The following is a 13,227-nucleotide window of genomic DNA, read 5'->3' on the forward strand; positions in this document are numbered from 1 at the left end:
GTCTATATCACCATATAAAAAAGTGGTTCCATTAAGTGGAAGATTATCAAATTTGAACTTCTGATTTATAATTTGGTAATATGTTTTGGGAAAACTTCCGGCCGACTGCTGTTTAAAATTACCAAAAGATCTCTGTAATTTTTGGTAGCTTCCGAAGTTCCTTTGGAAGGCATAGGAACAGGATTATATTCAAGCTTATAATTGTAGAGAAAGGTATCATCTTTATCATAAAATGCAACATCATCTAATCTCAATCTTAAATCCAGGTCACTTGAAACCTGTGTATTTTTGAAATAACCATAGTTTAATTTTACCTTTTTAACAATCTGTCCGTTAACATCATAAACAATGATTTGAGAAAGTGCCCGTTTAGGAGTTACATTATTATTATCATCAAAAGCATCAGATCTGGTAAAATCATAGAAAAACTTTACCTTACCCTCACTCCAGTTAATTTCTTCCACATAATGATATATGGTATTTTGAGCATATTTATTGTTAGTATAATCTACTGGTGAAATACCACCTCCGGGATAATTGATAATACTGCTCCCATTTCCGTAATTAATAATATATGAACTTAAAATTACTTTACCTTTATCAAGATCATTAAGCTTAGTCTGGGATTGCTGGAACTCTTTATAGGTAAAAGTGACTTTTTTATTGGAAGTAACATCAAGTATAGAATCAAGATTCCACGTATTAATATCGATATTATAGTTATTTTTTAAGATAAGCTTGCATATTGACATGGCACTTTTGGGGCTTTCAGGTGATGAATCTGTAAAACCTGTGAAAGGAAACTCTGTTGTGGAACTTATGTTGACATCGTTTGTTTTAAATGAATATACATTTCCGTACGCATTGATGATCTGAAACTGATCATAATCTTTAGCATTATTTCTTAACAATGAATAATTATTCTGTGTCGCATAATTATCAAGATTGCCTAATTTCATACTACATTCCGTAGAAAAAACAGTATTCCATCCCATCCATCCTTTATTGGGAACATTACTAATGTCAAATTTATCATACTTATTGACATAAATTTTGTTACCAAATCCATCTAATTCATGGCCTCTGTAACCATACGTACTAAATCTTATATCCCAATTACCATCCTGATTTGTTTTTTTTCCAAGTAAAATTTAGAATTTAAACCGGGTGCAACCGCAAAAAAAGTGTCTGCCGCCATATCAACATATTGCTCATAATTTGAAGATGCAGTAATTTTAGAGTCCGGCATAAATTCAACATCACTATCATTAACCAGTCGTCCTTTTTTACTTACATATTGCCCCCAATCTGAGGATGCATCATACACTGTTAGCCATGTTAGTGAAGATTCATCCCATTCTGCACGGGGATAATTACTTGAATTCTGGTTAACTCTATATTTATTATCATCAATATCATTAACAAACTTTGTCACATTACCGCCTGCTATTAAAACCCAATCTAATCCGACATTTGTGCTTTCCTGATTTACTTTTACTCCATTTGATGAGTATTTTAACATTACCGGAACACTAATATTTCCTTCTTTAACTTCAAAAATAGGAATCGAATATTCTGCTCTGCCGGTAGCATAATTAATCGGAATGAGTTCAGATTTAATTAATTGTGAAACTTCGGGAGTCGTAACAGTAAAAGCTTTCGCCAAATAATCATCTTTATTGGTAGAATTATTTACTGTAGTCGTTGTTTTTGCAAGAACCTTAATGGTATCTGATTCTTTCTTTGTCTTCTCTTTTTGCCCGTAAGTAAAACAGAAAGATAGAATTAAAAATATAAAAGTATTTTTTCATGGTTATTTCTTGATCAATTTTGCATTCGCCGTTTTGTTGTTATCCGTTTTTATCGTCACCAGATAAGCTCCCTGAACCAAAGCCTGAGTATTCATTTTAGTTACTCTGTTTTTGGTTTTTACGCTCTGAAGCTGTCTTCCGCTCATATCATACAACAGAATATCAGCCTCTTTAAAATCAAAGCCGATTTCTACATATGCGTAATCAGATACAGGATTTGGATAGATCTTAATGTCGTATTTTTCTAATAACTGATCAACCTGCTTATCTCCAAGCTTAACAATTTTCCAGTTTTCTTTCCCCAGTTCTTCTGCACTGGTTCCGGCAAGAATAATGGATCCGTCTCTGTTTAGTTTCAAATCGAAAAGTCTCTCTTCCTTCTTTCTGGATTCTCCTTTGACGTGTTTCCTCCACTGCTCATTGCCATTCTGATCTAAATACAGCATCCAGAAGGTTTCATCATCCGTTTCTATTCTTCCTTCCGCCTGGGTATAACCTCCCAGCAGAATGCCTTTAGAACTCCCGTTTCCGTCTTCCTGCTTCCCGTTTATTACATTCATACCCATCAGGATATCCCGGTTACCCAAATTGTAAGATTTCTGCCACTGTTCATCACCTCTTTCATTCAAGGAAATCAGCCAAAGGTCTGTTCCTTCTTCAATCCCTGCTGTTTTATTTCCTGACCTTTCCGATCTGGATTCCCCGCCAATGATAAAGCCGGTTGAAGTTAAAGCCAATGTTCTCAAATGATCATCACCTTTTCCTCCGAAATTCTTTTCCCATTCTACTTTTCCGTTTTTGTCAAGCTTTACGATCCAGTAATCGCCTTCGCCAAAGTTGCTGCTGGCTTTGGAATAAGAGTCGATCTTCACGCCACTTCCAGCTTCCCGCTTCCGCCTTTACTTCAGAACTTCTCGAATAAATACCCAGTAATGCTCCGCCGTCTTTGGTTGGAATCATTTTTTCTACTTCATCCAAGCCTTTTCCTCCTAAAATTACCTGTGAGAGTTCTTTTCCATTTTTATCGATTCTGGTAATCCAGACATCTTTGGAACCGTAACCTCTTGAAGAATTCTGTACATTTCCGGCAACAAAGAATCCTAAATCTGTAGTCTGAATAACTGCCCTGGCTTCTTCATCAGAAGTACTTCCTAGTGTTTTCTGCCATAATTCATCACCAAATTCATTGATTCTGATCAGCCAGATATCTGATCCCCTTTGGAATCCTCTTTTTTATCAGATCCTTTGGAAGAATAGCTGGTACCAGCCAGAAGAAATCCTCCGTCCTGTGTGGTAACCGTTGAAGACAGATAATCATGGTTTGTTCCTGAGAAATACTTTTCCCAGACTTCTTCTCCCTGTTGATTGAGTTTGATCAGGTGAAAATCATAACCGTTGTTCTGTTTTTGTTCTATCAGCAGTCTGCGACCGGCTTTTAAACTGAATCGAGCTTCCAGTGATCAGATACTGCTGATCAATGGTTGTGGTAACCTGACTCAGGAAATCCTGAGTAGAAGATTTGAGGTCTTTCTGCCATACCACTTCCTGGGCAGATATACAAAGACCTGTGTACAATACACATACATTCATGAAGAGTTTCCGCATTAGTTTTTTTATGACCGAAAGTATTACAATATCGAACCAAGTAAGGAAACAAAGTGTTATTTATTCTTTAAGTTAACATTAACATTCATATACTAAATTATTGTACTAAGTATCCTCCAGAAACAGAATATTTGAGTATAAAATACCATATCAGAGTTCTTTATAATTGAGTTTTTTACTTTTGTTATTAACAAAAGTATCGCGAATACTTTGCTATCAATTTTTAACTTATGAAACTATCCTGAATTTGTAGACCGATATGTAAAGAATTTCTTTATCATTACTTTTTTAAGAGATTTGGGAAAAGAAGAATTGAATTACAAGAATCAAGTATTATTTCCTGCTTAATAACGGAAAACTGTGGCGCAAGCGTGGCAGTTGTTATTGAAAAGATGGAAATATGGATAGTATACTGGTTAAAAATATAGGTTCGAATCCCGTATTCTCCACTGAGTGTGAAAGATAAATCAAATAGCTGTAATTTAATCAATTGCAGCTATTTTGCATTTTTTTTGCAATTATCGTAATTTTTTACAATTGCTCTAAATTAAGTTGGCAAAAATCATGGCACTTACTTGAGAGTAACTGTAGACGGTACAAAAAAGAGATTTCAACGAAAAGTGGGATATATTACGTTGGAATCAAAACACAGAAAGAGCAATTGGAACAAAGAATGATACAAAATCGCTTAACTACTTTATGGATACCTTAAAAACTTCAATTCTTAATTACAGAACAGAATTACTAACAATGGGAGTTACTGTTACCCCGGAAAGAATAATTGAGTTTCAATTTTCATTCTAACAATCCTGAAAATTATTTCTTCACATAATTTCATCCGAAAACTGATCTACAATCTTTTTCAGATCAATTCCTTTGCCTAATACCGGTTTAAAAATATCTCCTTCGCTCTGCATTCTTTCTATAGCATTGAAAATATGAAAATCAGCAATCTTCAAGCCCTTTTTAACTTCGTCCCAGTAAAGCGGCATGGAAACTGTAGCACCGGGTTTCGGACGGACAGAATAAGTTGCTGCGATGGTAGCATGCGGCCTGTTCTGTAAAAAATCCAGATACATCTTCCCTTTTCTATCCTTTATGGTCCGTTCGATACTTGTAAATTCAGGTAATTCCTTATGTACAAGAGTAACAATTACCCTTGCAAATTCTTTTGACTGTTCGTAGGTGTATTTATTTCCGAGAGGAATATAAATATGCAGCCCGGTAGATCCGCTTGTTTTACAATAGCTTGGAACCCCCATATCATCCAGAATACCTTTTGTTACCTGCGCTGCTTCGATAACCTGCTCAAATGAATTTTTATCCGGATCAAGATCAATAATACAAAAAGTAGGATGCTCAGGTTTTTTAATGGTACTGTTCCATGGATTCATTTCAATACATCCCAGATTAGCCATATACAGCAATGTAGCCTCATCTTTTCCTACAAGATAATGCCGGTCTTTATGATCGGTATCGCTATGATATAAATAAGTTTCTGCCCAATCGGGAGCTGTTTTTGTAACATCCTTGAAATAAAATCCTTCATCCTCGATACCGTTGGGAAAACGGTTCATGCTTTGCGGACGGTCTTTAAGATAAGGCAGAATAAAAGGGGCTGCCTGGTAATAGTAATTAATAAGATCTCTTTTTGTGATTCCTTCTTTAGGCCAGAATAATTTATCAAGATTGGTAAATTTGAGTTCATGTCTGTTTATTTTCCGCACCTGGCTTTTATCTTTCGGATTAAGAAGAGTTTTACGGCTGGTCCCGGTTCTTGCTTTTATCATTTTACCAGGGTGATCTTCTACTAGCTTTTCTACAGGTGCTTCTGTTTCCAGAACAACTTTTTTCGCATTTTTATCCTCTCTCATTCCCTCAAAAGAAGGATGCCTCATAACACCATCACTCGTCATCTCTGCAAAGCTTACTTCACACACTAATTCAGGACGAAGCCATGTTACCGTTGCATGTGGAGGGTTGGGTCTGAACCGTGAGGGTTTATTTACATCAGGCTCTTCTGCAAAAGGTGCTTTTTTAATGATCAACGGTTTAAAAAGTTCCATCATTTCGGTCTGCAGCTTTCTATTGAATCCTGTTCCTACTTTTCCTGTATATATGAATTTACCGCCTTTATATACCCCAACAAGAATACTGCTGAACAGCTTATTGGAATCATCGTTCAGGGTATATCCGCCGATCACAACTTCCTGCCTTTTATTAGCTTTGATTTTGAGCCAGTCACGGGACCGGTTATGTACATGATAAACACTGTCCTTACGTTTTGCCATTATACCTTCAAGACCAAGCTTTTTCGCTTCTTCTAAAAAATCAGTACCTGAAGTTTCAAAATGTTCACTGACAATGATACTGTTACTTTCAGGAAGCACTTTCCTTAAGACCGCTTTTCTTTCCAAAAGGGAAAGATCCTTTAAGTCTTTGCCTTCATACCATAGAATATCAAACACATAATAAACCAGATCGCCATCTGCTTCGCTCCGCCAATTCTGAAGCTGTCCAAAATCAGCGGTTCCCTTTTGAGTCAGGACAACAATTTCACCGTCTATCACTGCATTCAGATTCAATTTTTTAAGTTCATCATAGATCGGATAAAATTTTTCGCCAAAACTTTTATCGTTACGGGACTTTAATTCAACCTCACCATCATTCATAAAAGCTACCGCTCTGTATCCGTCCCATTTCACTTCATAGATCCATTCATCATTATCAAACGGCTTATCAACCAATGTTGCCAGCATCGGCTCAATTCGGGTATAAAATTTTTGTTCAGGCAATTTATTAAGAATAGATTTGATATTACTCTTACTTTCAGGTTCTTTATCGGATCCCGCAGATTTTTTATCGGTTCCAGCTTTTCTTTTCGTATTTTTCTTATTCTTTACAGCCTCATCTTCATTAATCTCTTTTTTCCATAGATATTATCCGGTGCTTTTTCCATCTGTTCAATCGTTTTACCGGAAATCACAGACTTATCTTTTTCTGTAATCTCTTTTTCACTGGCATACTGATCTTCAAGCTTCATCAGCAGCCAGCCGTTATCCCCCTTCCATGCGCTTTTACGAGAGCAAACTCTCCTTTAAGCTTTTCACCATTGAGTATAAACTTAAGTTTCCCGGAATATAGTTGATGAAGAAGATTCTTCTCTTGTTTCCCATGATCCTCATCTTGCAAATCTGCCGGCATATAGGTCCCCTGGTCCCACACGATCACAGTTCCACCACCATATTGCCCCTTGGGGATAATACCTTCAAAATTCCGGTAGTCATAAGGATGATCTTCAACCATCATAGCCAGTCTTTTTATGTCTGGATTCATTGAAGGCCCTTTTGGCACTGCCCAGCTTTTTAATACCCCATCCATTTCAAGACGAAAATCATAATGAAGATGTGACGCATCATGTTTCTGAATCACAAAATGCAGCTCTTTTCCATTTGGTTTTCCTCCAAAAGGCTCAGGGGTCTTTTCTTCAGAACGCTTTTTGCGGTATTCAGATAAGCCCATAAAAAATAGTTTTTAAGATTTATTGCAGTGAGTAAAGAATCTTTACTTTCTATGTTTTTCCTTGAGATATTTTTCAAGTACTTTACGGTCATTCGATCCGGTTGCCCTTATCGCTCCTGTTACAGTCTGAGATGTCACTCCCATTTTTTCCTTAAAATATTGGATTTCGTAATTTTCCGATCCGCTGACTTTATTTCGGTCAGATGAACCTCTTTTGGATTTATTGTCTGCCATGATCTGATGTTTTGAGAATTAATATTTTGTAGGTTAAAAAAATTACAAAAACCAAGCCGTTTTGCGAAAATATATTTTATCACCACAGGATTTACTGTACCAACAACGATAAATGGGAGAAGAATGAATTACAAAGTAATTCTTAGGCTATCTCGATCGACCGGCTATGAAGATGCCGTTGGGTCATCCTAGTTTGAGCCCTGTACATATCACTGAGGTAATTGGCACTCAGATTCAATTCATCTGCTGTTAAATAACACCCAGTAAGTTTTCCAGCTTTGTAAGTAAATTATTATTCATCCTTTTTCCTGTTAAAAACCGGCACTTATAGAAACGGTCACAATCAGAAAGGGTCTTTCATTATTTCAGGTTCCATTAGGTGTGCGACTTCTTGATTGATTATGTTATTTCATCCTTTTAATAATCCGTAGGAATTCGTCTTTCTTTCTCTGTGATACCTGTAAAGACGTTTTATCACTCGATGATCATATTCTTAACATTTAATGTTATTTTTCAACAAAAAATCTTAGTAAATTGGTGAAAATAGCTATCAAAATCCAAGCAATATCCTTAACAACACTGCTTAAAAGTTAAAAATATAAATAAAAATTACCTACAATAATAAATTTAAAATAGAAAAAGGCATGTAACAATGAAAATATTTGTGTTTTAAAGCGATTTATAATATTATTTAATTCTTTTGAAGTTATAAAATTACATCCATTTAGCTGATATTGCATTGATGATAAACATCTTCAGTAATTAAATTAAGCCAACTAAAATGAAATATTATCCAATACCAGAAGCTTTAATGAATTATGTGGAATCAATCTGGTCATTTGAAAGCCCGGAGCAGATGGAAGCTGATGAACAAGCAGCTATAATTCCGTCAGGTCGTTGGATCGTCATATGGAATTATAGTGGGGAATATGAACATGTTATTCAAAATCAATCTTTTCATCATTCGACATTTGATCTTCATTTGGTAGGACAGCACCATACTAAAATTGTGCTCAAAGGCAATGTTCCCGTACATTCCATCGGTATCAGCTTCAAGCCATACGGTTATTACTCAATAGCAGGAAGCGATCTTTCCAATTATCTCAGCAAAGTGGTTTCCATCTCAAAAAGAAAGCTTGACGGCTCTGAAGTTTTGACAGATTTTTCAGGAAACCTTCAGGAATCAGTAACTCAGCTTACTGAACTTCTTACAGAAAGGATAAGGTTTGAACCAGATAGCCGTGTTGTTCATCTTGCGGAACAAATAAACGCTCACAAGGGCAATATCTTAATTAAAGATCTTTTTGCAGGAATTAATACTTCGCAACGCCACCTTAACAAACTCTTTAAATTGCAGACCGGAATTACCCCAAAGGAATATGCCTCAATAGTACGTTTTCAGGAGATATTTAACCGTTACATAAGAAATAAAAAACCAGAGAATAAAAATGAACTGTACGATCTTTTTTATGATGAATCCCATTTTTTGCAGAGCTTCCGTAAAGTCTTAACATTACAACCGAATGTATTTCTGAAAAAAACAATAAACTGGGAAACGAGTTTATTAAAAAATAAGCAGGTCTGTTTTTTCCTATTACCAACTACATCTGTACTGTTACTTTGCAGAAAAAAAGAACAATATGTTAAACAAAGTAACTGACACAGCAAAAGAGCTTATTACCTTTAAAGCTGCAACTACGACTATACCCTATGCAAAAGAAATTGCGAAGTATTTCAGTATTGACAATCCACTGAATTCAGATTTTGGGTTCTGGGCAAGTGTGCTCCATTTTGAAATGCGCTACCTTTCCCTCGACTTTTTCCTTGAAAAGAGTGTTTCCTCGGCAGTACTTGAATTGTCAGCAGGATATTCACTGCGTGGGTTGAATACACCAGTAAAAATCCTGACAGGATCTATTTTGATACTGATCTCAGGACAGTAATGAATGAAAAAATGGAGATGTTAAAACGTCTGAATATTCCTGTTCCCGGCAACCTTAAGTTTCAGGAATTTGACGTTTTGAACCCCGGCAGTATTCTGACTAAAGATCAAGATCTTCTTATTATTAATGAAGGCCTGCTCATGTATTTTGATAGAGAAAAGCAGTCTCAAATCCTTAAAAATATACATTCGGTTTTGCAAGAAAACGGAGGAACCTGGGTAACAGCTGATATTTATCTCAAACATGAAACAGGTTCCGTTGGTAGCGATAAGGATAAAAATGGGAACGCTTCTTTAAATCAAATAATGTCATGGAAAATTATTTTGTTTCCTTTGACCAGGCAGCACAATTCTTTTATGATAATGGATTTATTATTGTAAATAAATATGAGCCGGAGTTTGAAAAATTCAGCAGCCTTCCCTGTTTATTGAATTCTGCATCTCCCCAACAGCTGGAGGCTTTGAGAAGTAAAGGAAATGTTCAGCAGACATGGCAGCTTAAGATCAGGTAATACTATAATAATCCTTTATGTCTACTACTTTATACCTTACGCTTTAAATGAAACGGATTTTGAGTTTGTACCCATATGGTAGTTTGTTTGGATTTTGAAATATTATGAGATTTTTTCATCTTTAAAAAGAATTGAATTAAAAGAATCAAGTATTATTTCCTGCTTAATACGTAACGAAAAACTGTGGCGGTCTTCTTAATTACGCTTTTTGAGATTAAACAATGAAACAGCACATCATTAAACGATAAAAAAATGTATTATAACAAAATTTCTCGCGACCTAAACCGTTTAACTAAATATCTGAAGATTATATATTTATTAGTATGAAAAATTATAAGTTAACCGCACTTTTAATTATTATCACAATACTATTTTCTTGCAAAACTGAAAAGAAACCGGACATTCATTCGGTTTCTAATAATTCAGGTTTTGATAACAGCAATATTGATTCTACTAAGAATCCATGTATTGATTTTGATGGCTTTGCCAATGGTCACTGGAAGAAAAAATCCGCTTCCTGCTACTGAAAGCAGATGGGGTGCCTTCGAAATTCTTGATCGGGACAACAAAGTGAAACTGAAAAATATTGTAGACAGCATAAGTAAATTACCTGATCTCAAACCAGGTTCGGAATCTCAGCAGATAGCTGATTTTTACAGATCTTACATGGATACTGCTGCCATAGAAAAATCAGGACTTTCACCGCTTGGCAGCTATTTTGAGCGAATTGATCATCTTAAAGATTATACCGATTGGGTAAACTTCTCCGGGGAACTTCAAAAGCTTGGTGTACCCACTTTTATCAGTTATAAGGTAGAAGCCGACGCTCATAACAATCAGATGAATATTCTTTCGTTAGGGCAAGGCGGACTAACTTTGGGTGATAAAAGCTATTATACTCTAAAAGAGTCTAAAAATGTCAACTTAAAAGACGGAATGATCCGGCACATCGACAATATGTATAAAATTGCAGGCCTTAAAGAGGCCTCCCCGGGTTCCAAAATTTACGAATTGGAGCAAAACGTGGCCGGTCTGCAGCTATCCAGTCTGATGTTGCGGGATCAGATAAAAACCTATAATAAAATGTCTGTCCCGGAACTCAGCCGCATTGCACCACAATTTAATTGGAACGGGTTTTTAAAAGCACAGGGAATTAATACACAGACTGTTATTATTGAAGACCGGGCTTATATGAGCAACTTAACAGCCCTTCTGTACAAAACACCATTAACTGTATTGAAGTTATATACCCGATGGCAGCTTTTATCTCGTTTTGCACCTTACCTTCCCCAGAAATACAGCAATCCTCACTTTGCTTTTTTCGGAACCGTAATGGCTGGAAAAAAGAACAAAAAAGTCGAATAGATATGGCAATTAAAGAGTTAGAACAAGCATTGGGTATGCCTTTAGGTAAGCTTTTTGTTCAAAGATATTTCCTTGAGCAGGATAAACAAAAGATAGGTGAAATGATTGAAAATGTGCGCTGGGTTTATCATCAGCGTATAGACAGCTTACGCTGGATGAGTAACAGTACTAAAGCTTCGGCACACAAAAAACTTAGCGCTATGACTTTCAAGATCGGATACCCGGACAAATGGCCCGATTATTTCGGTATCTCCATACAACCATCACGTCTGATAGATAATGTTATTTCTGTAGCGGTTTTCCATCATAATGAAAACATCAGGAAAATTGATAAGCCAGTAGATAAAGGTGAATGGCATGCAACACCACAAACCGTTGATGCCTTTTACGATCAATATACTAACAGTGCATGTTTCCCAGCTGGTATCCTGCAGCCTCCTTTTATAACCATAAAGCAGATGATGCTATAAATTATGGCGCCATAATCGCAGCGATAGGGCATGAAATAACCCATGCTTTTGATGACAGAGGTTCGAAATTCGATGCGTCGGGTAATTTAAATAACTGGTGGACGTCAATAGACAGACATAATTTTGAAAACCTTACAAAACAATACATTGATTATTTTAACCAAATGGAGGGCCAGCCGGGCTTACATATTAACGGACAGCTCACGATAAGTGAAAATATAGCAGATCTCGGTGGACTTACTCTGGCCTATCATGCACTTGAAAAAGTTATGATAAAAAGAAGCAGCCTAAACCCATTAACGGCTTCACCTGGCAGCAACGTTTCTTTTTAGGATGGGCACAAATGTGGCATGGCAACATCAGTCCTGAAGCTTTACGTAATGAACTGCTGACCAATCCTCATGTCCCTTTCAGGTTTAGGATAAACGGGCCCCTGGCACAATTGAAGGAATTTAAACAAGCTTGGAATTGTGATAAAAAAGGACCGGCCAATTTGAAGAGCAAAGGGATAGAAATTTGGTAACCTGTTTATTCCGGCTGGATAATAACAAACCGAACGAATTTAAATTCATTTTTAATATCTGTCCGTATACGCTGTATGGCTTCGGTGATCTCTTCAGTATCAAGATGTTCTTCCAAATCGATGATCAGCATCAGTATTACCTCTTCCGGTGACTGGTAAGTGGACAGTATATTTTTTACTTTTACAACAGCGGCGTCCTTTTCTGCAAGTCTGGTAATTTTGTCTCTCGTTTCGGAAGCGATTCCTTCCCCCATAAGTAGGCTTCTGCTCTCCCGTGCCAAAATAAAGGAAACAAAAACCAGTAATAATCCTACAATTACAGACGCTAAGCCATCCAGTTCAGGAATTTGCAGTGAATGGCTGAACCACATCAGAATCATTACAATAATAAGCCCTGCCACTGCAGCCCCATCCTCAAAAACAACCAGAAAGCTGGATGGATCTTTACTTTTGACAATCGCATCCCACCATCTCACCCCGTTGCGGGTTTGGTTAAATGCTCTTACAGCGATAATAAAAGAAGTTCCCTCAAAAATAAGTGAAAGAACCAGCACGATATAATTCCAGAAAGGATCTTTCATTATCTCGGGTTCCATCATGTGCGCAATTCCCTGATAGATTGACAGTGCCCCACCCAGACCAAATATTAAAATAGAAACTATGAAAGACCAGAAATAAAGTTCTTTGCCATATCCGAACGGATGTGATTGATCCGGTGCTTTTTTACTCCTTTTTATCCCATAAAGTATAAGCAGCTGGTTAGCGGTATCAACCGTTGAATGAATCCCCTCAGAGATCATGGAGGAGCTGTTTGTAAAACTTCCGGCAATAAATTTTGTCAGCGCAATTAGAAGATTTGCGGCCAGAGCACTGTAAATAGACTTCTGATTATTGTTCATAAATTACTTGTATAAATATGAAAGAAGGTTATTTCTAAGACCGGTTCACTATTATAAGCAATTGATTTTTTTATGAATTGCTCTTAAAAATTCTTCCATTTGTTGTTTTAGTTTCACAACAAAAATCCAGCATTATCTAACTTAAACCTGATCTGTCTTCACTTTTTGATCATTATCACCATTGTTCTCATATTTGATCATGTTACAAAAACCAAGCCGCCGGAAATAACTACCAGACCCAACAGAAAGTGTCGGTATTTACGTTTGTTTAGGATTCTGAAAATATTTCGCAAGGTATTGATTTTAAACATAAAGAATGAATATTTTGAGCTTTAGCAAAGCAT

General features: G+C 36.4%; 14 protein-coding genes and 1 pseudogene. 6 read left to right on the top strand and 9 right to left on the bottom strand.

The window, feature by feature from the left end:
- Nucleotides 1-65 precede the first annotated feature (65 nt).
- The 8 genes from OWR28_RS12940 to OWR28_RS12975 form a co-directional block, all read right to left on the bottom strand.
- Nucleotides 66-959, bottom strand: a complete 894-nt coding sequence (locus tag OWR28_RS12940; RefSeq protein WP_332386959.1) for a hypothetical protein — start codon at nucleotides 957-959, stop codon at nucleotides 66-68.
- A 146-nt stretch (nucleotides 960-1,105) separates the two neighbouring features.
- The gene (locus OWR28_RS12945) at nucleotides 1,106-1,666 is read right to left on the bottom strand and encodes a hypothetical protein (protein ID WP_332386960.1); all 561 of its coding nucleotides are present in this window, start codon (nucleotides 1,664-1,666) and stop codon (nucleotides 1,106-1,108) included.
- Between the two features lie 147 nt (nucleotides 1,667-1,813).
- The gene (locus OWR28_RS12950) at nucleotides 1,814-2,683 is read right to left on the bottom strand and encodes a T9SS type A sorting domain-containing protein (protein WP_332386961.1); all 870 of its coding nucleotides are present in this window, start codon (nucleotides 2,681-2,683) and stop codon (nucleotides 1,814-1,816) included.
- A gap of 514 nt (nucleotides 2,684-3,197) precedes the next feature.
- Complete coding sequence (locus OWR28_RS12955; protein WP_332386962.1) at nucleotides 3,198-3,416, bottom strand: hypothetical protein; 219 nt, start codon at nucleotides 3,414-3,416, stop codon at nucleotides 3,198-3,200.
- 824 nt (nucleotides 3,417-4,240) lie between these two features.
- On the bottom strand, nucleotides 4,241-6,211 hold the full coding sequence (gene ligD / locus OWR28_RS12960; protein ID WP_332386963.1) for a DNA ligase D: 1,971 nt from the start codon (nucleotides 6,209-6,211) through the stop codon (nucleotides 4,241-4,243).
- Between the two features lie 104 nt (nucleotides 6,212-6,315).
- Nucleotides 6,316-6,459, bottom strand: coding sequence for a hypothetical protein (locus OWR28_RS12965; protein ID WP_332386964.1), 144 nt, complete (start codon nucleotides 6,457-6,459; stop codon nucleotides 6,316-6,318).
- On the bottom strand, nucleotides 6,459-6,938 hold the full coding sequence (locus tag OWR28_RS12970) for a DNA polymerase ligase N-terminal domain-containing protein (protein WP_332386965.1): 480 nt from the start codon (nucleotides 6,936-6,938) through the stop codon (nucleotides 6,459-6,461). Before OWR28_RS12970 ends, OWR28_RS12965 begins: the two co-directional genes overlap by 1 nt.
- A 42-nt stretch (nucleotides 6,939-6,980) precedes the next feature.
- Entirely contained in the window at nucleotides 6,981-7,172 is a 192-nt protein-coding gene (locus OWR28_RS12975; protein ID WP_332386966.1) for a DUF3606 domain-containing protein, read from the bottom strand.
- Nucleotides 7,173-7,953: 781 nt separating this feature from the next.
- Here OWR28_RS12975 and OWR28_RS12980 point away from each other — a divergent pair.
- From OWR28_RS12980 to OWR28_RS13005, 6 genes and pseudogenes are all read left to right on the top strand, one after another.
- Complete coding sequence (locus tag OWR28_RS12980) at nucleotides 7,954-8,832, top strand: DUF6597 domain-containing transcriptional factor (protein WP_332386967.1); 879 nt, start codon at nucleotides 7,954-7,956, stop codon at nucleotides 8,830-8,832.
- Nucleotides 8,813-9,115 carry a hypothetical protein gene (locus OWR28_RS12985; RefSeq protein ID WP_332386968.1) on the top strand — a complete coding sequence of 101 codons (303 nt, stop codon included), beginning with the start codon at nucleotides 8,813-8,815 and terminating at the stop codon, nucleotides 9,113-9,115. Before OWR28_RS12980 ends, OWR28_RS12985 begins: the two co-directional genes overlap by 20 nt.
- The gene (locus OWR28_RS12990) at nucleotides 9,115-9,495 is read left to right on the top strand and encodes a hypothetical protein (RefSeq protein WP_332386969.1); all 381 of its coding nucleotides are present in this window, start codon (nucleotides 9,115-9,117) and stop codon (nucleotides 9,493-9,495) included. The genes OWR28_RS12985 and OWR28_RS12990 overlap by 1 nt, the downstream gene beginning before the upstream one ends.
- A gap of 620 nt (nucleotides 9,496-10,115) precedes the next feature.
- Nucleotides 10,116-11,461, top strand: a pseudogene (locus tag OWR28_RS12995) (M13 family metallopeptidase).
- Nucleotides 11,401-11,793, top strand: coding sequence for a M13-type metalloendopeptidase (locus OWR28_RS13000; RefSeq protein WP_332386970.1), 393 nt, complete (start codon nucleotides 11,401-11,403; stop codon nucleotides 11,791-11,793). Before OWR28_RS12995 ends, OWR28_RS13000 begins: the two are co-directional and overlap by 61 nt.
- The gene (locus OWR28_RS13005; protein WP_332387460.1) at nucleotides 11,757-11,984 is read left to right on the top strand and encodes a M13-type metalloendopeptidase; all 228 of its coding nucleotides are present in this window, start codon (nucleotides 11,757-11,759) and stop codon (nucleotides 11,982-11,984) included. The genes OWR28_RS13000 and OWR28_RS13005 overlap by 37 nt, the downstream gene beginning before the upstream one ends.
- A 5-nt stretch (nucleotides 11,985-11,989) precedes the next feature.
- Here OWR28_RS13005 and OWR28_RS13010 read toward each other — a convergent pair whose 3' ends face one another.
- A complete protein-coding gene (locus OWR28_RS13010; protein WP_332386971.1) occupies nucleotides 11,990-12,883 on the bottom strand; it encodes a cation diffusion facilitator family transporter in 894 nt (297 codons plus the stop codon).
- Between the last annotated feature and the right edge of the window lie 344 nt (nucleotides 12,884-13,227).

This window comes from Chryseobacterium sp. 1B4 (assembly GCF_036631475.1).
GTDB lineage: Bacteria > Bacteroidota > Bacteroidia > Flavobacteriales > Weeksellaceae > Chryseobacterium.